The organism is Ancylobacter amanitiformis, assembly GCF_030814815.1.
GTDB classification, from domain to species: domain Bacteria; phylum Pseudomonadota; class Alphaproteobacteria; order Rhizobiales; family Xanthobacteraceae; genus Ancylobacter; species Ancylobacter amanitiformis.
The window spans coordinates 130,745-151,392 of the sequence record NZ_JAUSVR010000006.1 but is presented as its reverse complement, the minus strand read 5'-3'; the positions used below and the strand labels follow the sequence as shown (position 1 = coordinate 151,392).

The following is a 20,648-nucleotide window of genomic DNA, read 5'->3' as shown; positions in this document are numbered from 1 at the left end:
TCGCGACGGGCTCAATGGCCCTCCTCTATAGGCCGTCCGGCCTCCGCCTGTCCCCTGCCGGGGTCGATGCTGTCGAGGAAGCGCGTGACCATATCCGCGCCGTCCAGCGGCGCGCTGCCGGCCATCACCGCCACCGACAGCCCGATCAGCGAGGACACGGGCGTGTGCGAGCGGGCGCCGGCGCGCAGGTTCATCACCAGCGTCGGGCAGAGGAACAGCCCGAGGCGGACGACCTCGCGCCAGTCGGCCGGCAACAGTTCGCGCGCGCTCAAGGCGGCCAGCAACGGGCGCCAGACCTCGCGCGCCTTCACGTCGAGGAGCGCCGTCCGCACGGGCGACAGCGCCCAGTCGGTGTCGACGACGAGCAGTCCCGGCTCCAGTCGCGCCACGGCGTTGAACCACCCGGTGGCCAGCGCGGGGTCGTAGAGCCAGAACGGGTGCGCGAACACGTTGTGGAAGGTGGCCTTCACCTCGGCGAGCAGGCTCGGCACATTGGCCCCGGCAAAAGCGGGATCGAAGAAGGTGAGCCGGGGCCCCTTGCGTGTCGGGGTGAGCCAGACATTGGCATTATGCGCATCGCCATGGGCGACCACGCCGCCCGCATCCGCCAGCCGTTCCGGCCGCAGCCGCGCCTCGGCGGCGTCGAACAGTTCGGCCAGCGGGCGGGCATAGGTCCGCCCGTTGACGCGGAAGCGCCGGGCGGACAGGTCCTCCCACGACAGTTCCATGCCGGGAAGGGCGAAGGACTGGCCGAGATAGAAATCCTTCAGCCGCCCGCCGGGATAGCGCGGCGGCCCGCCATCGCCCGGCCGGTCGACCAGCCGCTCGTGGAACAGCCGGTGGATCGGCTCGGCGTTCGCCTCCTGTTGGGTGATCGGGTGCAGCGTGGCGAGATAGGTAGCTGTGAGCCGCCGCGACAGCGCGCTCTCGGCCGCCACCGCGCTGACCCGCACGGCCGCATCATCGGCAATGTCGAGCGCGCGCAGCACATCGGAAAAGCGCGGCTCCTCGCGCTTGCGATAGACCAGGATCTGCTCGCCCGGCAGGGTGGAGACATGCACCGGCTGGTCGACCGGCAGGCCGGCGCGGCTGAGGATGTCGGCGCGGTAATACTCGCCGGTCATGCCCTCCTCGCCCTCCTCCTGATGGAACTTGAAGAAGAAGGCGCCCTCCGGCGTCTCGAAGAAGCCGTTCAGCGAATTCAGGCTGTACTGGTCGAGATTGATGCGGAGATTTTCAGGCACGAGCCCGAACAGGTCGCGCAGCAGCGCGGCGAGCGGCGCGCATGCGGCAAGCGGATCGAGCAGCGCGAGCGCGCGGATCTGCGCCGTGCGGCTTGGCGCGGAAAGGGCGCTCATGCGGGCACGCCGCCGGGGCGGATGATGGTTTTCAGGCCCTGCGCCTCGCCCCGGAGCAGCCGGGCATAGGCGTCGGGCACCGCGTCGAGCCCGATCTGGCGGTCGATCAGGCGGGCGAGGTCGCCGGCCAGTTCCGGCAGGCGCGCCACCGCCTCCGCCAGTTCATCGGTGAAGGCGTGGCAGCCGACGAGGTCGATCTCGCGTTCGACAAGAAGGTTGGGATCGAGCGCCAGCCGGCCGTGATAGATGCCGACCAGCGCCACGCGCGCGCCGCCCGCCACCGCCCCGATCAGCGCGCCCAGCGCCGCCGGGCTGCCGGTGGCTTCAACGCCGGCAGCCGGCAGCCGGCCGCCCAGCGCGGCGCGAAGGGCGTCGGGTTCGAGTGCGGCGACGCTGCCGCCCGTGACCTCGGCCACGCACGCGGCGCGGGCGACGTTGCGGTCAGCGAGCAGGATAGGGCCATCATGATCGCGCGCCAGCACCAGCGCCGCCAGCCCGCCGATCGGCCCGCAGCCGACCACCAGCACCGGCTCTCCCTGCCGCGGCGCCAGGCGGCGCACCGCGTGCAGCGCGACCGCCAGCGGCTCGGCCATCGCCGCCACGGCCGGGTCGATGCCGGGCGCGACCGGCAGCAGCAGCCGGGCGGGCAGCACGATCTCCTCGGCGAAGCCGCCGTCGCAGGCCTCGCCGATGAAGCCGAGCCTTTCGCACAGGTGCCGGCGGCCCGCGCGGCAGGCCGGGCATTCCCCGCACCAGAACCGCGAATCCGCCACCACCGCGTCGCCCACCGCAAATCCCTCGACGCTCTCCCCGAGCGCGGCGACCACGCCCGCCAGTTCATGCCCGGCGATGGAGGGCGCGCGGGTGATCCACTGCCCCGTGCGGAAATTATGCAGGTCCGAGCCGCAGATACCGGCGGCGGTGACGGTGAGCCGCACCCAGCCCGGCGCCGGCGCGCCGGGAGAGGGCACCGCCTCCACGCGCAGATCGCCCGCCTTGTGCAGCCGCACCGCCTTCATGTCAGCCGCCCTTCAGCAGTTCGTCGCGGAGCTCGGAGACGGCATTCTCATGGCTGGAGAACCCCTCATAGCGAGCCAGCCGGCGGGCATGGCCGGCCAACTCGGGATAGGCGGCGGCGGTAACATAGCCGATGGAGGAGCGCTTGAGGAAATCCGTCACCGAGAGCGGCCCATAGGTGCGCGCCCAGCGGCTGGTCGGCAGCACCGCATTCGGCCCGAGCACGAAATTGCCGATCGTCACCGGCGTATGGGGGCCCATCAGCACCTCCGCCGCCTCGGTGATGCGGCCCAGATGCGCGAACGGGTCGGTGGAGAGGATTTCCAGGTGCTCCGGCGCATAGGCGTTGACGAAATCGATGCTCTCCTCCAGCGACGAGGTGAGCACGATGCCGCCGCACGGGCCGGTGAGCACCGCCTTCGAGAAGGCGACGCGCTGCTCCGTCATGCGTGCCCAGTGGCCCGGCAGCGCCCTCAGCGCGGCCTCGGCGACCTCGCGCGAATGGGTGACGAGATAGGCCGAGGAATCCGGCCCGTGCTCGGCCTCGATCAGCAAATCGAGCGCCGCCACCGCGCCGTTCACCGTTCCGTCGGCAAAGATGAGCGCCTCGGAGGGCCCGGCCGGCAGGCCGGTGTCGATGATGTCGGACAGAAGCCGCTTGGCCGCCACCAGCCAGGGCGAGCCGGGGCCGACGATCTTGATCGCCTTGCCCACGGTCTCAGTCCCATAGGCAATTGCCGCCACCGCCTGCGCACCGCCGCACTTGTACACCGTCTCGACGCCGGCGAGCCGTGCGGCCACCAGCGTCGCCGCATCGACGCCGCCATCCGTGGTCGGCGGGGTGACGATGGCGATGTTCCTGACCTTCGCCACGCTCGCGGGCACCGCGGTCATCATCGTCACCGAGGGAAAGGCCCCCTTGCCGCGCGGCACGTAGAGCGCCACCGATTCGATCGGCGTCCAGCGGTCGCCGGCAAAGGCGCCGGGGCGCACTTCCTTGAGCCACATCGGCTCGGGCGCCTGCTCCTCATGGAAGCTGCGTATATTGGCGATGCCGAACCGGATGGAATCGATCACCTCGGGGTCGACCGCCTTGAAGGCGGCATCGAACTCTTCTTCCGTCGCCTTCAGCCGGTCGGCGGTGATGTCCGCCTTGTCGAAGTCGCGGCCGAAGCGGGCGAGGGCCTCGTCGCCCTCCAGCCGCACCGCCTCGATGATCGGGCGCACCCGCTCCATGAAGCTCGACAGATCGGTTTCCGAGCGCTTCAGCAGCGCCGCGCGGGCCTTGGCGTCCAGCGTGGCGAGTTCGTGGAAATTGCAGATATCCGACATGGCAGAAGTCCTCACCGCCCCGATGAGGGGCGAGTATGTACAGACATAAGGCCGCTCTCGGGAGGCCAAAGATTGCGCGCCACCTGCCCAAGGCGCAGGCGTTTCGAAGGATGCAGCCCCGATCGGGGCCGCTCAGATCGAGGCAAGAAAGCCGCCATCGACCGGGAGGCACTGGCCGGTCATGTAGGCGGAGGCCTCGGACGCCAGGAAGATGGCGATGCCCGAGAGATCGCCCAGTTCGCCGAAGCGCCGCATGGGGATCTTCGCCCGCATCGAGGCCTGCCAGGCCTCATCGGCATAGAAGACGTCGGTCATCGCGGTGCGGAAATAGCCCGGCGCGATGGCGTTGACGCGAATGCCGAGATCCGCCCATTCCGCCGCCAGCGCCCGCGTCATGCCCAGAAGGCCGGATTTCGAGGAGCCATAGGGCACCGCGGTGGGAATGCCGACTTCCGAGGTGAGCGAGCACAGGTTGATGATGGCGCCGCCGCCCGCCGCCTTCATGACGCCCGCCGCTGCCTGCGCGCAGAAGAAGGCGCCCTTGAGATTGGTGTCGAGGATCCGGTCCCACAGCGCCTCGTCCACCTCCAGCGAGGGGCGGACCTCCTCCATGCCGGCATTGTTGACCAGGATGTCGAGCCCTCCCAGCGCCTGCGCGGCCTCCGCGATGCCCGTATGGCAGCGCGCGACATCGGTCACGTCGAGCGCGAGCGGCACCGCCCGCCGGCCCTGCGCGGCAATGTCCTCCACCGTTTGCGCCAGCGAGGAGACCGCGCGCGCCGTCACCGCCACATCCGCGCCGGCGGAGGCGAGAGCGGTGGCGATCTGCCGGCCGATGCCGCGGCTGGCACCGGTGACGAGCGCCTTGCGGCCGGTAAGATCGAACAGGGGATGTGCACGCATGGTTCAGGTCCCGGCAGGCAGCTGGAGCAGGTTCGAGCGGCGCGACCTCCGGTTGGCGGCGACAAGGCGCTGCAACCCAGGCCGGCAATGTCCGCGGAACGCGCGTTGGGCGGTCATCTTCGAGGAGGCGCGGACCAAGCTCAAGCCGTTCCGCCACGTCGCCACCCGTTTCCAGAGATCCTCCAGCCCCTCCCCGCCGTCTCGCGCGTCGCGGCCATCCGGTAGGCTGGATCAAGCATCCGCGTATTCCGGCGCGCGCCTCCGCTCACGCGACAATGCGGGTCGCATTCCACCGGCCGAGCCGGAAGGGGGTGCCGCCGGCCGGGCCGGAAGGGGGTGCCGTCGCCGCGCCGCGTCACCCCCCCCCACGCGCTTGGCAGAAACCGCCAGCGTGGCGATAATGCCGGCGGGGGATGGTGTCGGCCGCTCCCATGCGCGGGGGAGGCGCCATGAGCGTGGCTGAGACGGCCCGCCCCGAGGGGTGGCGCCCCTTCCCGATCGATCTGAATTGGCGCAACTGGGTGTTCGCGCTGCGCACCGCGCTGGCGGGCGTGACCGCGCTCGCCATTGCCTATTGGCTGGAGATGCAGGACCCGCAATGGGCGATCCTGACCGTCTACCTGCTCGCCCAGCCCACCTCCGGCGCCGCGCTGGCCAAGAGCGCCTATCGCATCTACGGCACGCTGGGCGGGGCGGCCATGGGCCTCGTCTTCCTCGCCCTGTTCGCCGAGTCGGGTCCGCCGCTGGTCGGCTGCGTCGCGCTGTTTGTCGGCCTCACCTTCTATCTCGGGGCACGACTGGCCAATTATGCCGCCTATGCCTTCATGCTCGCCGGCTACACGGCGCTGCTGGTCGCGCTGGAGGGCTCGGCCGATCCGATGAACGCCTGGTCGATCGCCGCCGACCGTACCGGCGAGATCGTCATCGGCATTGTCTGCGGCACGGCAGCCACCGTGCTGATCCTGCCGCGCTATGCCGGCGACGCGCTGCGCGAGCAGATGGCCGCGCTGTTCGGCCGGCTCTGCCGCTACGGCGCGGTGGCGCTGCAGCCGGACATGCCGTTCGCGACCTTCGTGGCGCTGCGCCGGGAGATGGTCGACGCCGTCGTCAAGTTCGACGCGCTGCGCTCCTACGCCGTGTTCGAAGCCCCGGAACTGCGCGCCGACGATGTGCTGCTGCGGCGCACGCTGCGCGAGTTCCTGCGTGTGCTGGCGGTGGCCCGCGGCCTGTTCGTGCGGATCGACGATTTCCGCGTCGAGGGCGCGGGGCCGGTGGTCGAGCAGGTGAGGCCGGCGCTGGAGCACACCCGCGCGACGCTGGAGCGGCTGGCTGCCGACCCCTCCGCCTTCGCCGATCCCCACCGCGTGCGGCGCGATCTGCTGGCAGCGCGCGGCCAGCTCGACGCGGCGGCTCTGCAGCTCCAGGCCATGGCCGGCACGGTGCCGTTCGCGCCGCTGGCCAACGGGCTGCTGATCCTGCGCCGCGCCGGCGACCTGCTGCACGGGCTGTCTTTGGTGATCGTGTGCGAAGCCGCCAGCCTGCGCCGGCGCGGGCGCAGCCACCTGCGCCGGCCGGTCGAGGCGATGCCGGCAGCCGCACGGCGGGAGGCCATGCTGGTGGGCCTGCGCGCCGCGCTCGGCGTGGTGCTCGCCTCAGCCTTCTGGGCCGCGAGCGGGTGGGACCAGGGATTCGGCGCCGTCACCGGGCTGGGGCTGATGCTGTTCTTCTCGGTCAACCAGGACCGGCCGGGCAAGCTCGGCCTGCCGGTGCTGATCTGGAGTGTTCTCGCCATCGCCGCCGCCTATGCCGCCATGGTGTTCGTGCTGCCACGGCTGGAGGGCTATGGCGCGCTGGCCATCTTCCTCGTCCTGGTCCTGCTGCCCGGGGGGCTGATGGCCGGCACGCCCGCCTATGTCTGGCAGGGCATCATTTTCGCCGGCTTCCTCGCCGACCAGATCGGTACCGGCAACCTGTTCCAGCCCGATGAACTCAGCTTCTTCAACGGAAACCTCGCCTTCATCGCGGGCATGATGGCGGGGCTCATGCTGTTCGCGCTGTTTCCGGTGACGTCGCAGGCCTCGCGACGCCGGGCCTGGGCCGCGATCGTCGGCCGCCTGCTCCCCATGGCGGCGCGCGGCGAGCGGCACGAGCGCCGGGTGCTCGGCGAGATCGTCGACATGCTGGCGCAACTTCTGCCGCGCCTGTCGCTCGACCGCAGCGGCGATGAAGACTTCCTGCGCGGCACGCTGGGCGCCGCCTCCTGTGCGCTCGAACTGGGCCGGCTCCACCGCCTGCGCCTCGAACCGGCATTGCCGGCAGAGGCGGACGAGACGCTGGCACGCTTCCTGACGCGCTTCGCCGCCGTGCTGGAGACATGGCCGCGCGCCGGCGCGCGGCTGCCCGACGCCGTCGCGGAGGCCGAGGCGACGGTGGCGACGGCACGCGCTATGCTGGAGGCCCTCACGCTGGCGCCGGGCTCGGCGGCGGCGGCGCTGACCGTGCGGGCGGGAGCCTCGCTGCGTTTCATCGGCGATCGCTTCAGCATCGACCGTGCCATCCTCACCCGATCCTTCCGCGAGGCGTGAGCGTGCTGTTCCCCGCCCATCTCGCCTTCTTCACGCCCGAAGCGCTCGGCTTCTACCTGCCGCCGCTGATGATGTGGGCGGCGCTTGCGCTGCCGCCCTTCCTGCTCCTGCGCTGGGCCATGGGGCGGGCGGGCTTCTACCGGCGGATCTGGCACCGTCCGCTATTCGACACCGCGCTTTACATCATCGTGCTCGGCGCGGTCATGCTGGGTCTGGCCATGCTCGGCCCAGCCACGTCGGGCTCAGCCACCTCGGGCCTTGCCACGTCGGGCCCGGCCACGTCGGGCCTTGCCACGTTCGGTCCTGCCACGTTCGGTCTTGCCTCACTGGATCCGGGCATGCCCGGCTTGCCGCTTGCTGGAGAAGGACAGGCATGAATATCGGCGCCGTCGCCCTGCGGGTCGTCATCACCCTCGCCGCCGCCGCCGCGGCACTGGGTGTGGGCTGGCAGATATGGGTCTATTACACGCTCTCGCCGTGGACGCGCGATGCGCGGGTGCTGGCCAACGTGGTGGAGATCGCGCCCGATGTCTCCGGCCTCGTCAGCGCGGTCAACGTGGTCGACAACCAGCTGGTGAAGAAGGGCGACGTGCTCTTCGTCATCGACCAGCAGCGCTTCAAGGTCGCGGTCGAGCAGGCGAGCGCGCAGGTCGCGATGAAGCAGGCGGCGCTGCAATATGCGCGCGACAGCGCCAACCGCGATACCAGCCTGGTGCGCGAGGACAGCGAGGCGATTTCCGTCCAGTCGGCGGAAAGCGCCACCACCTCGGCCGGCGAGGCCCAGGCGGAGGTCGAGGCCGCGCAGGCCGCGCTGGCCACCGCCCAGATCAACCTCACCCGCAGCGAGGTGCGCGCGCCGGTGGACGGCTATGTCACCAACCTCAACGTCTTCGTCGGCAATTACGCCACGCAGGGCCAGGGCGTGATCGCGCTGGTCGATGCGCATTCCTTCTATGTCTATGCCTATTTCATGGAGACCAAGCTGCCCTTCATCCGTGTCGGCGACGCCGCGCAGATCGAGCTGATGGCCGGCGGGGTGATCGTCCAGGGCGTGGTGGAGGGGCTCAGCCGGGCCATCGCCAACACGACGGACCGCAGCGGCCTGCTGGCCGATGTGAGCCCGCAATTCGACTGGATACGCCTTGCCCAGCGCATCCCCGTCCGCATCCGCATCGGCACGCTGCCGCCCGGCGTGGAGCTGGCCGCCGGCATGTCGGCTACCGTGGTGGTGACGCCGCGACGCACCAGCCCTTGATCGAAGACGTCGCGCGCGCGGCGCGGGTGCTTCCGCCGCGCGGAAATGCCGGCGCCTCAGCTGCCGCGATAGGTGGAATAGCTCCACGGCGTCGCCACCAGCGGCACATGATAATGCCCCTCGGGGTCATCGATGCCGAAGCGCACCGGCACCTCCCCGAGGAAGGGCTGGCCGGGAAGATCGATTCCGCGAGCGGCGAAATAGGCGCCGACATGGAAGACCAGCTCATAGGTGCCCGCGCGCAGCGGCACCCCGCCGATGAGCGGCGCGTCGGTGCGCCCGTCGGCATTGGTATGCGCCTCCTTCAGCCGCGCGCGGCCCGACGCGCCGACCTCGTAAAGCTCGACGCGCACCCCGTGCGCCGGGCCGCCCTTGTGGGTGTCCAGCACATGGGTCGACAGTCGGCCCGCGACCGGCGGCGCACCTGGCCCTTCGACCCGCTCGACGAGGCGCAGGCGGGTGATGTAGCCGATCTCGGCCAGCGCCGCGGCAAGCTCGGTCGGCCGGTCATGTCCGAGGCGCCGCTCGAAGGCGGCGAGGATGGCGTCGCGCGTCTGGCGCCTGACGCAGATGACGAATGGAAAGCCGAACCGCGCCCGATAGGCCGCGTTCAGCCGCTCGAAGCGCGCATATTCGTCGTCCGACAGTTGATCGAAGCCGAGCCCGGCCTGTTCGGACACCGAGGCGGCCGCCATGTCGCCCGCCCGCGCGGCCTTGCCGGCAAGGTCCGGATGGGCGGCGACGAAGGCGACCTGCTCGCCCTCCGGCCGCGCCCAGACCGCCGCCATCAGCGCGGCGTGGAGATCGGCGATGCCGGCGAAGGGCCGCTCGATCGCTGCGGCCTCGGCCACCCACGGGGCGTGCTCGAAAATGCCGTCCAGCGCCGCGACGAAGGCCGCCCGGTCAAGCCCGTTGAGAGTGTCGAGGCTGATGCGGTCCACCATGTTCAGTCCTCGTTTGCGGCGTTTTCGAGCGGGGATTCCGGTTCGCCCGACGACGGCGCGTGGAACCGGCGACCGTCATCTGCCGGCAGCAGCGCATAAAGCGTGTCGGCCTTGAAGGGCGGCGCGCGCAGGCGCACGCCGGTGGCATCGAAAATGGCATTGGCAAGGGCCGGCGCCACCGGATTATAGGGGCTCTCGCTCATCGACTTGGCGCCGAGCGGGCCGACGCGGTCCTGCGTCCGCGCGAAGAACACCTGTGTGTGCGGCACATCGGCGAAGGCGGGAATGTGATAGGAGCGGAAGCTGGCATTGGTCACGGCGCCCTGCCCGTCCAGCGTCAGTTCCTCGTAGAGCGCGGCGCCGATCGCCTGCGCCACGCCGCCCTCCACCTGCCCCCGGCACTGCATCGGGTTGATGACGGTGCCGGCATCGGCGGCATGGAATGAGCGCAGGATGCGGATTTCGCCATAGCGCCGGTGCACCGCGACCTCGAAGCCCTGCACGTTGAAGGCGACCGAGCGCGGCGATCCCCCGGCATCCCCGGTCGCCTCCAGCGGCGCCAGCGCGGCCAGCGGAACTGCGTCCGCGCCGGCCCGCACCGCGTCGGCCTCGATGCGGCACTCGGCGGGCGAAACGCGAAGGCGCGCGGCGCCGGCCTCCCGGATCGCCGCCGCCAGCCGTTCCGCCGCGCGGCGCGTCGCCTCTCCCGCCACCACCGTACCGGTCGAGCCATAGGCGCCGGTATCATGGGCGACGATGTCCGTATCCGACTGGCGGACATGGAGGCGATCCACCGGCACGCCCAGCACGGTGGCGGCGATCTGCCGGTGCACCGTCGTCGTGCCGTTGCCGAATTCGGCGGTGCCGGTGAGGAGTTCGAAGCCGCCCCCTTCCGCGAGCATGAGGCGGGTCTGCGCCACATGGCCACGCGGGGGGATGGTGTCGATCATCGCCGCCGCCATGCCGCGCCCCACCAGCCAGTCCTCCGGCAGGGCCTCCCGCCCCGGCGCGTCGAGCGCCTTTTCGACCCAGTCGAGGCACTGGTCGAGCCCATAGCTGCCTATCTCGACATCATGCGCGCCGCCGCCGGCCGAGGTCATCTCGTCCTGCGGGCCGATGACGTTCAGCCGGCGCAGGGCGAAAGGATCGAGGCCCAGTTTGCGCGCCAGTTCATCCATCGCCGATTCCACCGCAAAAATGGTCTGGCTCAGCCCGTAGCCGCGAAAGGCGCCGCTCGGCAGGGAATGGGTGTAGACGGCCCGCGCCGCCACCTTCTTGTTGGGACAGCGATAAAGCGCGATGCACTCGCCCGCGCCGTGATACATCACCCCCGGCCCGTGATTGCCATAGGCGCCGGTGTCGAGCAGCATGGTGAGCGCGAGGGCGGTGAGCCGGCCCTCGCGGGTGGCGCCGAGCTTCACCCCCACCCTCATCGGGTGGCGGCTGGTGGAGAAGGCGAACTGCTCGGCCCTTGTATATTCCAGCTTCACCGGCCGGCCGGTCTTCATCACGGCAAGGGCCACGATGTCCTCGGTGAGCATTTCCTGCTTGCCGCCGAAGCCGCCGCCCACCCGCTCGGTAAACACCCGCACCGCCGCGCGCGGCAGGTCATAGAGCGTGGCCAGCGCATCGCGGGTGAGGAACGGCGTCTGCGAGGAGGTGCGGATGACGAGCCGGCCCTCGCCATCGCGCCAGCCGATGGCGCCATGCGTTTCCAGATGCGCATGCTGCACGCGCTGGCTCGTGTAGGTCGCCTCGTGCACTACATCGGCCGCGGCAAAGCCGGCCTCGACATCGCCGACGCCGCCCTGCAGTTCGGCGACGAGATTGCGCGCGGGATCGGCGATGCGCGATTCCGGCCCCTTGTCGCCATGCACAAGCGGCGCGCCGGGGATCATCGCGGCCTCAGCATCGAACACCGCCGGCAGCAGTTCATAGTCGACGCGGAGCGCCGCGCAGCCGGCTTCGGCGGCCGCCTCGGTCTCGGCGATGACGGCGGCGACGCGCTGGCCGACATGGCGCAGGAGCGTGTCGAGCACGCGGGTGTCGTCGACATCGTCGGTGACATGATGGTGGCGAGCGGTCGAGAAAAGCCGGGCGGGCGCGTCCTCATGCGTCAGCACCGCGACCACGCCCGGCACCGCCAGCGCCGCCGCCGTGTCGATGCGCAGAATGCGCGCATGGGCATGCGGCGAACGCAGGATCTTCATGTGGGTGAGGCCGGCGAGTTCACCCGCGGGGGCGACATCCATGGTGTAGCGCGCCGCGCCGGTGACGATGGCCGGCCCGGCGGGCGCTGGCAGGCTGCGCCCGACCGAGGCGCCGGCCGCGTCCGGCTCGACGGCGCACTGGCCCTCGATGGCGTCGGCAATGGCGCGATAGCCGGTGCAGCGGCACAGGTTGCCCTTGAGCGCGGCGGGCAGGTCGTGCTTCTGCGCCTGGTCGAGCGCGGCGGCGGTCATCACCATGCCGGCGGTGCAGAAGCCGCACTGAAAACCCTGCGCCTCCAGAAAAGCCTGCTGCATCGGGTGCAGGCCCGGCCCCTCGACCGTCTCCGCCAGCCCCTCGATGGTGGTAACGCAATGCCCCTCCGCCCGAAAGGCCGGGAACAGGCAGGAATGCACCGGGCGCCCGTCCACATGCACGGTGCAGGCCCCGCAATCGCCGGCATCGCAGCCCTTCTTGACGCCGAACCAGCCCAGTTCGCGCAGCAAGGTACGCAGGCATTGCCCCGGCCGGGGCGCCACCTCGTACGACACGCCATTGACGCGAAAAGTCACCCGGCACCCTCCGCCAGTTCGTCGCGTATTTCTTCCGCCAGTTCGCGTGTCATGTGACGGCGCCAGTCCGGCCGGCCATGAATGTCGTCATGATAGAGCGCGTCGGGAATCGCCGTCGCGAGACGGTCCGCCAGAAGCCGCGCGCCCGGCATCGGCTCGAAGCGCAGCTGCACGGGCCGGCGGGTCGCCGCCGTCACGGTGAGGGCGAAGCGGCCGTCGGGCGCCCGCGTGCCGATCACCAGCACGCCGGAGCGCCCGAGCGGGGTGAGCGAGGCGCGACGGAACGCGGCCTGCCGGCGCAGCGCCTCGACCGGCAGTTCGATGGCACGCAGCACCTCGCCCGGCTCCAGCGCGTTGTCGAGCGGTCCGCGCGCGAAATCGATGGCCGGCATCCGCCGCTCGCCGCCATCCGCGCGCCAGATCACGCAGGTTCCTTCCAGCGCCGCGCAAAGCGAGATCATCGGCCCGGCCGGCAGCGCGAGGCAGAGATTGCCGCCCACCGTGGCCATGGACCATATCTTGAACGAGGCGAGGAAGGAGCGGCAGCACGCGGCGATGAGCGAAGCGGCGCGCCAGTCCGGCGGCGGATCGAAGCCATAGAGCCGCTCCACCGTGCAGGTGGCGGCGATGGACAGGCCCGAGGCGCTCGCCTGCAGCGGCGGCCAGTTGAGATCGGTGAGGTCGATCAGCCGACGCACCCCCGGCTGCGGCTCGGAGAACAGCCAGGTGCCGCCGCCGAGGATGGCGTCTCCCGCCCCCGGTGGGGCGAATTCGCTGCGCGCGCGCGGCCGCACGATGGCCGTTACCGAGTTGAGATCCAAAAGCCTGTCCCCGCGAGCCTGCCCCCGTGAGCCTGTGCTGTTCTCAGCCACGCCCGATCGTGCACGCGATCTGGCCGTGCGGCTCGTCGGTCGGCGTGAAGACCTGACCGTCGAAGGCGCGGCCGAAGGGTGAGAGGTCGATCGGCAGGTAATGCTTGTTGGGGCAGGCGATGCTGATCTCGCGGATGTCCGGCACGGCCGCGAGCACCGCCTCGCCCATGAGGTAGAGCGTGTTCTGCACGCCGGGGCTGAACGTGGTGGCGAAGACCTTCAGCGCGGAATCGAGCACGGCCTGGTTCGCGCTTTCATACGAGCCCGGCACGGTGGACCACAGCCAGGAGGCATCCATGGCGGTGGCAAAGAGGCGGTCGGGCGTCGGCTTCAGCGTGGTCGCCTCGTCGAACCAGTAATCTTCCCAGGCCGATTGCGTGGTCTTGAGGAAGGTGAAGCCGCTGACGCCGGAGGAAAGCGTCGTGCCCTCGCGGGTGGCGGTGAGCTTCACGGTCGGCCGGCCATTGCCGTCCAGCACGAAGGAATGATCGTGCGGCGCCCCCTCGATCACGATGCGCGACCATTTGGTCTCGCTGGCGGTGACGCTCACCCCGCTGACATGCGCGTAACGGTCGAGGAAATGGCGCGCGAGGATTCCGGCGAACACCTCGTTCTCTGCGCCGACATGGTCGCGGGCCAGGAAGTTGACGATGTTCTTGATCGAATCGGTCGCGATGACCGACCGGTTGTCGCCTTCCGTGTAGGACGCATCGAAGGCGCCGGTCAGCAGCACCTCGACGGTGAGTTCGCGCACCTCGTGCCGCGCGCTGTCGCGCTTCACACGCATGATGCGCACCCGGCCCTTGCCGTAGCTGTTGCGGATAAGCGCCATTCTGTCCTCTCCCCTGCCTGCGCGGCCCCGGCTCTCACCCGGTCCGGTGTCGAACCATGCGAAACCGATGCCAGAAACCGGTAGCCGGCCGCCGCACGCGCGCGACTCGCGCCATTAGGCATCATCACAGGACGGGAGAGAAGCCGACCAAGGCTCAGAGGGCGAACCGGCAACGGGCCCGCAGTCGCTCCAGCGTGCGGCGAAACACCTCGGCATCGTCGCGCGCATGCGCCAGCACGATGCCGCCCTGAATGCCGACGAGCACCTCCTCGGCAATGCCGTTCGCCTCATGGGCGGGCACGCCGGCGCGGGCCAGCGCGCCCGCCAACGCCACCTGCCAGCGCCAGAAATAGCCGTCGATCACCACGGTGAAGCGCTCGCGGACCTGCCCGAGCGCGAAGGTGCCGATGAGGCAGGCGCGCCGGCCGGAGCGGAAATAGGCATCCACCGCCGCGAACATGGCGGCGATCCGCGCCCGCGCCGCCATCTCGTCCTCCCCCTCGCCGGTGCGCAGGGGAGCGAAGATCTCGCTCTCGAACCAGCCGTCGATCTCGGCCAGCACGGCCTGCACCATCTCCTCCTTTCCGCCGGGAAAGAAGTGATAGAGGCTGCCCTTGCCCAGCCCGGTCCGCTCGCTGATGAGCGCGAGGCTGGTGCCCTGATAGCCGTGGGTGCGAAACAGTTCGCCAAGCGCCGGCACGATGTCCGCCCGCTCGGCGACGAGACGGGCCATCAGGGGATCCTCAAGGGATAGGTGGTGCGGGTGAGGCGGTGGAAGATGACCGCGATCGCCACCAGCGCCACCGCGCCGAGGCCGACCGGCATGATGAGGAAGGCCCATGTCGGGTCGCCGGCAAAGACCAGCAGCGGGTCCGCGCCCGCCGGCGGATGGGTGATGCGCAGCAGCGCCATCAGCGCGATGGCGACGCCGACCGCGATCGCCGCCGCCCACCACGTGCCCGGCAGCACCATGTGCAGCGCCAGCGCCGCCGCCGTCGCCACCACATGGCCGCCGACCACGTTGGCCGGCTGCGAGAGCGGGCTCGCCGGCACGGAGAACAACAGCACCGCACTCGCGCCGAACGGGGCGATCAGCAAGGGCGCCCCGGCATAGACGCTCAGCGCACCGGTGACGCCGATCGCCACCATCGCGCCGATGCCGGCGAGCACGGCGATATGCGGATGATGCGGTGGCTGGTGGCGATGAAAATAATGACGCATATGTGTACCAATCGGTTTTGTATGTACCAATTGGTACAGACACGCAGCCGGTTCTGTCAAGCCGGCGAAAGCGGGTGGCTCCTGCCATCGAATTGGGCGAAACACGACGCAGCCTGTCGTTTCACCCGCCGCACCCGCCCTCTCCCGCTGACGACACCCCCTCGGCGACCGCCATCCCGGACAATCGCATGACCCCGACACCCGTGCTCTTCTCGCTCGCCGGCCGCTCCGCCCTTGTCACCGGCGCCGGCCGGGGCCTCGGCTTCGAAATGGCCAAGGCGCTGGCGCAGGCGGGAGCGGACGTGGTCATCCATGGGCGAAACGAGGCGCGCCTCGCCGCCGCCGCCGAGGCGATCGGCACCGCCACCGGGCGGCAGGTCACGTGGACGGCGTTCGATGTGGCCGATTTCAAAGCCGGGCGCGCGGCCATCGCGGAGATTGCCGGAAGGTTCGGCCGACTCGACATCCTGGTCAACAATGTGGGCGCGCGCGACCGCCGGCCGCTCCGGGACTTCACCCCCGAGGAGGTCGGCGCCCTCTTCGCCACCGACCTGATCGGGCCGACCCTGCTGGCGCGCGAGGCGGCCGAGATCATGGCCCATCACCGCCATGGGCGGCTCATCACCGTGACCTCGATCGCCGCGCAGATCGCCAACCGCAACGATCCCGTCTACACCGCCGCCAAGGCGGGCCTCACCGGGCTGATGCGGGCGCTGGCGGTGGATTATGCCCGCGCCGGCATCACCAGCAACGCCATCGCCCCCGGCATGTTCGCCACAGAGACCAACCAGTCGCTGGTGAACAACACCGAATTCTCCGCCTTCGTCGACATCCGCGTGCCCGTCGGCCGCTGGGGGCATCCGCCGGAGATCGGCCCGGCCGCCGTGTTCCTCGCCTCGAACGAGGCGTCCTTCGTCAACGGGCATGTGCTGGTGGTCGACGGCGGCCAGACGATCCGCATGTAACGCGCCGCATGTAACGCGCCACAGGCACGTGCGCGGCTCGACGGCCCAAGCGCATCCGGTCATACAACCCGCGAACCCGCGGGAGACGATCGATGGCGAATCACTCAGTGCAACCCTTCAGCGACGCGCTGAAACAGGCCAATGCCGAGAACTGGAACGCGGCGCGCCAGCATCGCTTCGTCGAGGAGATCTTTGCCGGCAGCGTGCCCGCAGATGTCATGCGCCGTTACCTGACGCAGGACTACCAGTTCATCGATGGTTTCGTCGCGCTGCTCGGCATGGCGATCGCCACCGTCGACCGTTATGAATCGCGCATCCGCTTCGCCCAGTTCGCGGCAATGATCACCAGCGACGAGAACACCTATTTCCAGCGCGGCTTCGACGCGCTGGGCGTCCCGGAGGCCGAGCGCCGCCAGCCCGCCATCACCGCGCCGACCGCGCGCTTCCAGGCGCTGATGCGCGAGGCCGCCCAGACGCGCGACTATGCGTGCTGTCTTGCCGTGCTCACCGTCGCCGAATGGCTGTATCTGGATTGGGCCGACCGCCCCGGCGCCGTGCTTCCGGCCGATTTCATCCACGCGGAATGGATCACGCTGCACAATAATGACGGGTTTCGCGCATTTGTGATCTGGCTGCGCGGGGAACTCGATCGTGCGGGAGCGGATACGGATGAGACGGGCCGCGCCGCCGCCGCGTCCCTGTTCGGTCGCGCCGTCGCGCTGGAGCGCGCCTTCTTCGACCATATATACTTGTGATTGTTCCGTGACTGTGGCCGGCACACGACCCCCGGCCATTTGTTCAGCGAGCCTTGCAGTTCCGCCGCATTGGCCACTCCTTTACACTTGAATAGATCATCGCAAGATGACTATGCGGAGACGGCGGGCCGGGGGTTGGTATACCAACTCGCCGGCCGATCCGGTCGACGCCTGAAGACTTCGACCTGACACAACCTTAAATCATGTCTGCCTGTCCGATCGTGCTGATCCGCAACAGGCTCGCGAAGGTTTAACTTGCCGCGGACGCCGTTTTTCTTTCCTTGCTTATTGACCTTCGCAAGGACGGTGTTAAATCAGTGGAAGTTCGCCATGGAGAAAATAAATGTCGGAACAGGATAGCTCACCTGTGGACTATCTCGGCCTTACCGCCGATGTCGTGGCCGCCTTTGTCGGCAATAATTCGGTGCCCGCCACGGAGCTTCCCGATCTGATTGCCAAGGTGCATGGCGCTCTGCTTCGCCTTTCCGCCCCGGCCCCGGCGGTGGTGGAAGAGGTACTTAAGCCCGCTGTCCCGGTGAAGAAGTCGGTCACGCCGGAATTTATCATCTGCCTTGAGGACGGACTCAAGTTCAAGTCTCTCAAGCGCCATCTGCGGACCAAGTACAACATGACACCCGAAGAATACCGGGCGAAGTGGGGCCTGCCGAACGATTATCCGATGGTCGCCCCCAGCTATGCTGAGGCGCGTTCCAATCTCGCCAAGAAGATGGGCCTCGGCCAGCAGCGCAAGAAGCCCGCAGTGCCCGCTCCCAAGCCGCGCGGCCGCAAGAAGGTCGCCTGAGGCCCGAGGTCGCCTGGGGTCCAAGGTCGCCTGAGGCGACTCGAGGTGCCCCGCGCCTTGACGCTGCAGGCCTTGACGCTGCAGGCCTTGCACGCTGCCGGGCCTCCACCTTGCCGGCCTTGCACCTTGCCGGCCCTGCACCTGCGAGACGTTTGATGCTGAAATCGCCGTGCCCCGAACAAGTCGGGTCGCGGCGTTTCATTTTGCCGCCCATCCGCGCGCCCGGCAGGGCAGCCGCATCCCGGCGCCGGATCGGCATGGCGATGGGGCGTTGGCATCGGATCGACGCCCCCCTGTCAGGCTGGCAGCGTCGCGAAAGCGGCGAAACCCGTCACCAGGCGGGCGCGACCGGCCCGCTGGCCAGCCAGCGGTCGAGAAAAGCATCGAGCCACAGCCGGATGCGGCCGTCATGCTGCAGACGGTCGAGAAAATGCGCGCGGCGCGGGCGGGCGCCCGGCAGGTCCATGCGGGCCTCGCCATGCACGGTCCAGCGGCACATCATGTGGTGGGTGACTTCGGGGTGGAACTGGATGCCGAAGGCGTTCTCGCCATAACGATAGGCCTGGTTGGGAAAGGCCTCGCCCTCCGCCAGCAATTCGGCGCCGGCGGGCAGCTCGAAGCCCTCGCGATGCCAGTGATAGACGTGATCGGGCCAGGGCGGTGGCTCGTCCGCCGCGCTGCCCAGAAGCGCCCGACCCACAAGCGCCCGGCCCAGAAGCGCCCGGCCCGCATGTGTGGCGCGGATGGGATAATAGCCGATCTCCACCAGCCCCTGCGGGTGCGGCGCGACGCCGGCGCCGAGATGGCGCGCCAGCATCTGGGCGCCGAGGCAGATGCCGAGATAGGGCTTGCCCTCGCTCAGCGGCACGCCGATCCAGTCGATCTCCGCCCGCACGTAATCATGGCAGTCATTGGCGCTCTGCGGCCCGCCGAAGATGATGGCGCCGGTGTGCCCCGCCAGCGTCGTCGGCAGCGGGTCGCCCAGGCAAGGGCGACGCAGGTCGAGCCGATAACCGCGCTCGGTCAAGAGCCGCCCGATCCGTCCGGGGGAGGAATGTTCCTGGTGAAGCACGATCAGGACGGGAAGCGGCATCTTTCGTGAGCAGACCTGTAGCGAGCGATTCGTCTCAGCCGACAGGCAAGGATGACGCCAGATTCCGGCCGCCTCAAGACCGCGACCGAGCTTATTCCTCGCCGGCGTCGCCGGCCGCGTCGCGCACGGTCTTGCGCAGCTGCACCCGGTCGCGCGAACTCACGTTCAGCAGTTCCGCGGCGCGCCACACGAGATTGTCCTCGAATTCAGTGAGCCCGCCATCGGCATAGGCCACCTCGAACATCATCTCGACAATGCGCTTGCGCCCCTCTTCATCCAGCGCCCGGTTGAGCACGCTGGTGAAAGCGTAGAGGTCGACAGCTTCCGCGTCGCGCGCGATGGCCGCTTCCAGAAGCCGCCCGGCATCGTCCTCGCCAAGCTCGAAACGGCGGCCCAGGATGCCGCGCAGCCGGGCCATCTCATCCTCGCCCACCACGCCGTCAATCGTCACGACATGCACCAGCAACGCCGCCGCGGCGAGCCGATAGTCATTCTCGGCGAAGGTGCTCTCGCGGGCCCCGCCGGCAATCTCGGAGATGAAATCGGTCAAGGTGCGCAGCATGCCGCTCGGCTCTCCTGCAGGCGCGAAAGATGATCGGGTTTGGGATCGGGGCTAAGCTTGGCCCTTCGTATTTCTGCGTAGCGGAATCAATTGCGGGGTGCAACGAGCCGCGCACGGGTGGGCGCACGCCTGCGCGCCGGCGTGCAACCGCGCAACACCGGCCGGACACGACGAAGCCGGCGGGCCCTTGGTGCCCGCCGGCTGTCCGCTTGATCCAGTGCCGCGCGAGGCGGCCCGCCTTACTCCAGATAGTCGGCGAAGCGGGCGACGTGCTCGGCCAGCCCGAGCGCGTGATTGCGCACCAGCGTCTCCGCCAGTTCGGCGTCACGCGCCTCCAGCGCCTGGATGATGGCGAGATGATCCTGGATCGAACGGTCGGCCCGATCCTCCTCGCCGATCGTCTTGCGGCGGATCATGCGCATGTGGGTGAACAGGTTCTCGGCCAGATTGACCAGTATCCCGTTCCCCCCCATGGCGATGATCGTCTGGTGGAACTGGATGTTCACCTCGGAATACTCGTCCAGCCGGGCATGCGGAGTGTGCTGGTCTTCCTCGAAGGAGGCGAACATGTGCCGCAGCCGCGCGATCTCGTCGTCGCTCGCCTGCTGGGTGATGAGCCGGGCAGCGAGGCTCTCCAGCGCCGCCCAGACCTGGATCATCTCGATCACCTCGCGCTTGGTCTTGCGCACCACATAGATGCCGCGACGCGGCACCGAGTGGACGAAGCCCTCGCGCTCCAGCTGGGCCATGGCCTCGCGTACCGGCGTGCGGCTGACCCCGAGGCTCTGCGCAAGCTGGCGCTCGTCCAGACGCACCTCGTGCGGCTGGTCGTAGATGTTGAGCGAGACGATGACCTCCTTGAGCGCGCTATAGGCGCGGTTCTTGAAGGTCGAGGTGTCCTCGAGCGGCGCCACCGAGAGCTTGGCGGCCCCGCCATTGATGCGGCGGATGGTGGTGTCGGCACTCATCATCGCGCTCGCACCCCCCGCTGCGGCGTCGCGGGACCCGGGCCGGACCGCGGGATCCCCCGGCGCCGGGCGTGCAGCTTGTAGGTGCAGAACATTGGCAATCCCTCCCATACCCCGTTCCCGTACGGTACCGCCCGACGCTCGCGTGCCACCTTCTTTGCCGGGCGGCCGCGCGGCGCCCAGGCGCCCGTTTTGCCCGATCTCCGCTCTCCGGGGGGCGAGGGAGCCGGCGGGGAGCAGCCGTGCCGCTCTTCGCATGGGCATGGCGCCATGCCCGCCGGAAAATCCCGGGGGGGCATGGCGCCGGCTCTTGAAAGGATCGCCGCGACCGGGATCGCGGCGGGACGGCAGTCCGGGCCCGGATCGAGCCCGGATCTGGCGTCCACTCTGGAACTGTCGTCGAC

General features: G+C 69.6%; 19 protein-coding genes. 6 read left to right on the top strand and 13 right to left on the bottom strand.

Going from position 1 to position 20,648, the window contains the following annotated elements; all coding sequences use genetic code 11:
* Positions 1-11 precede the first annotated feature (11 nt).
* The 4 genes from QOZ99_RS11350 to QOZ99_RS11335 form a co-directional block, all read right to left on the bottom strand.
* Positions 12-1,358: a hypothetical protein gene (locus QOZ99_RS11350; RefSeq protein ID WP_306890070.1), complete on the bottom strand. Its 1,347-nt coding sequence runs from the start codon at positions 1,356-1,358 to the stop codon at positions 12-14.
* Positions 1,355-2,377, bottom strand: a complete 1,023-nt coding sequence (locus QOZ99_RS11345) for a zinc-dependent alcohol dehydrogenase (protein WP_306890069.1) — start codon at positions 2,375-2,377, stop codon at positions 1,355-1,357. The genes QOZ99_RS11350 and QOZ99_RS11345 overlap by 4 nt, the downstream gene beginning before the upstream one ends.
* Position 2,378: 1 nt before the next feature.
* Positions 2,379-3,707 carry a histidinol dehydrogenase gene (gene hisD / locus QOZ99_RS11340; RefSeq protein ID WP_306890068.1) on the bottom strand — a complete coding sequence of 443 codons (1,329 nt, stop codon included), beginning with the start codon at positions 3,705-3,707 and terminating at the stop codon, positions 2,379-2,381.
* A 132-nt stretch (positions 3,708-3,839) separates the two neighbouring features.
* Positions 3,840-4,610, bottom strand: a complete 771-nt coding sequence (locus QOZ99_RS11335; RefSeq protein WP_306890067.1) for an SDR family NAD(P)-dependent oxidoreductase — start codon at positions 4,608-4,610, stop codon at positions 3,840-3,842.
* A gap of 449 nt (positions 4,611-5,059) precedes the next feature.
* Here QOZ99_RS11335 and QOZ99_RS11330 point away from each other — a divergent pair, with 449 nt between their 5' ends.
* Genes QOZ99_RS11330 through QOZ99_RS11320 form a run of 3 tightly spaced genes read left to right on the top strand, consistent with a single transcriptional unit; the run spans position 5,060 to position 8,450 of the window.
* Positions 5,060-7,195: an FUSC family protein gene (locus QOZ99_RS11330; RefSeq protein ID WP_306890066.1), complete on the top strand. Its 2,136-nt coding sequence runs from the start codon at positions 5,060-5,062 to the stop codon at positions 7,193-7,195.
* Entirely contained in the window at positions 7,192-7,572 is a 381-nt protein-coding gene (locus QOZ99_RS22315; RefSeq protein WP_370876838.1) for a DUF1656 domain-containing protein, read from the top strand. The genes QOZ99_RS11330 and QOZ99_RS22315 overlap by 4 nt, the downstream gene beginning before the upstream one ends.
* On the top strand, positions 7,569-8,450 hold the full coding sequence (locus QOZ99_RS11320; protein ID WP_306890065.1) for an efflux RND transporter periplasmic adaptor subunit: 882 nt from the start codon (positions 7,569-7,571) through the stop codon (positions 8,448-8,450). The genes QOZ99_RS22315 and QOZ99_RS11320 overlap by 4 nt, the downstream gene beginning before the upstream one ends.
* Positions 8,451-8,506: 56 nt before the next feature.
* Here QOZ99_RS11320 and uraD read toward each other — a convergent pair whose 3' ends face one another.
* From uraD to QOZ99_RS11290, 6 genes are all read right to left on the bottom strand, one after another.
* The gene (gene uraD, locus QOZ99_RS11315) at positions 8,507-9,394 is read right to left on the bottom strand and encodes a 2-oxo-4-hydroxy-4-carboxy-5-ureidoimidazoline decarboxylase (protein ID WP_306890064.1); all 888 of its coding nucleotides are present in this window, start codon (positions 9,392-9,394) and stop codon (positions 8,507-8,509) included.
* A 2-nt stretch (positions 9,395-9,396) separates the two neighbouring features.
* On the bottom strand, positions 9,397-12,174 hold the full coding sequence (locus tag QOZ99_RS11310) for a molybdopterin-dependent oxidoreductase (RefSeq protein WP_306890063.1): 2,778 nt from the start codon (positions 12,172-12,174) through the stop codon (positions 9,397-9,399).
* Positions 12,171-12,995, bottom strand: coding sequence for an FAD binding domain-containing protein (locus tag QOZ99_RS11305; protein WP_306890062.1), 825 nt, complete (start codon positions 12,993-12,995; stop codon positions 12,171-12,173). Before QOZ99_RS11305 ends, QOZ99_RS11310 begins: the two co-directional genes overlap by 4 nt.
* Positions 12,996-13,038: 43 nt before the next feature.
* Positions 13,039-13,878 (bottom strand): factor-independent urate hydroxylase, encoded by an 840-nt coding sequence (gene pucL / locus QOZ99_RS11300; RefSeq protein WP_306890061.1) that lies wholly within the window; start codon positions 13,876-13,878, stop codon positions 13,039-13,041.
* Positions 13,879-14,032: 154 nt separating this feature from the next.
* Positions 14,033-14,611 carry a TetR/AcrR family transcriptional regulator gene (locus tag QOZ99_RS11295; RefSeq protein ID WP_306890060.1) on the bottom strand — a complete coding sequence of 193 codons (579 nt, stop codon included), beginning with the start codon at positions 14,609-14,611 and terminating at the stop codon, positions 14,033-14,035.
* A complete protein-coding gene (locus QOZ99_RS11290; RefSeq protein WP_306890059.1) occupies positions 14,611-15,099 on the bottom strand; it encodes an HPP family protein in 489 nt (162 codons plus the stop codon). Before QOZ99_RS11290 ends, QOZ99_RS11295 begins: the two co-directional genes overlap by 1 nt.
* 188 nt (positions 15,100-15,287) lie before the next feature.
* Between QOZ99_RS11290 and QOZ99_RS11285 the strand changes: the two genes are divergently transcribed.
* From QOZ99_RS11285 to QOZ99_RS11275, 3 genes are all read left to right on the top strand, one after another.
* Positions 15,288-16,064: an SDR family oxidoreductase gene (locus QOZ99_RS11285; protein ID WP_306890058.1), complete on the top strand. Its 777-nt coding sequence runs from the start codon at positions 15,288-15,290 to the stop codon at positions 16,062-16,064.
* 92 nt (positions 16,065-16,156) lie between these two features.
* The gene (locus tag QOZ99_RS11280) at positions 16,157-16,819 is read left to right on the top strand and encodes a TenA family protein (RefSeq protein ID WP_306890057.1); all 663 of its coding nucleotides are present in this window, start codon (positions 16,157-16,159) and stop codon (positions 16,817-16,819) included.
* A 343-nt stretch (positions 16,820-17,162) separates the two neighbouring features.
* Positions 17,163-17,621, top strand: coding sequence for a Ros/MucR family transcriptional regulator (locus QOZ99_RS11275; protein ID WP_183189064.1), 459 nt, complete (start codon positions 17,163-17,165; stop codon positions 17,619-17,621).
* A gap of 331 nt (positions 17,622-17,952) precedes the next feature.
* On the opposite strand, the gene QOZ99_RS11270 is transcribed toward QOZ99_RS11275, so the two are convergent.
* From QOZ99_RS11270 to QOZ99_RS11260, 3 genes are all read right to left on the bottom strand, one after another.
* The gene (locus QOZ99_RS11270; protein WP_306890056.1) at positions 17,953-18,714 is read right to left on the bottom strand and encodes a glutamine amidotransferase; all 762 of its coding nucleotides are present in this window, start codon (positions 18,712-18,714) and stop codon (positions 17,953-17,955) included.
* Between the two features lie 91 nt (positions 18,715-18,805).
* Positions 18,806-19,276, bottom strand: a complete 471-nt coding sequence (locus QOZ99_RS11265) for a tellurite resistance TerB family protein (protein WP_306890055.1) — start codon at positions 19,274-19,276, stop codon at positions 18,806-18,808.
* Between the two features lie 239 nt (positions 19,277-19,515).
* Positions 19,516-20,247, bottom strand: a complete 732-nt coding sequence (locus tag QOZ99_RS11260; protein ID WP_183189061.1) for a GntR family transcriptional regulator — start codon at positions 20,245-20,247, stop codon at positions 19,516-19,518.
* Positions 20,248-20,648: the final 401 nt, after the last annotated feature.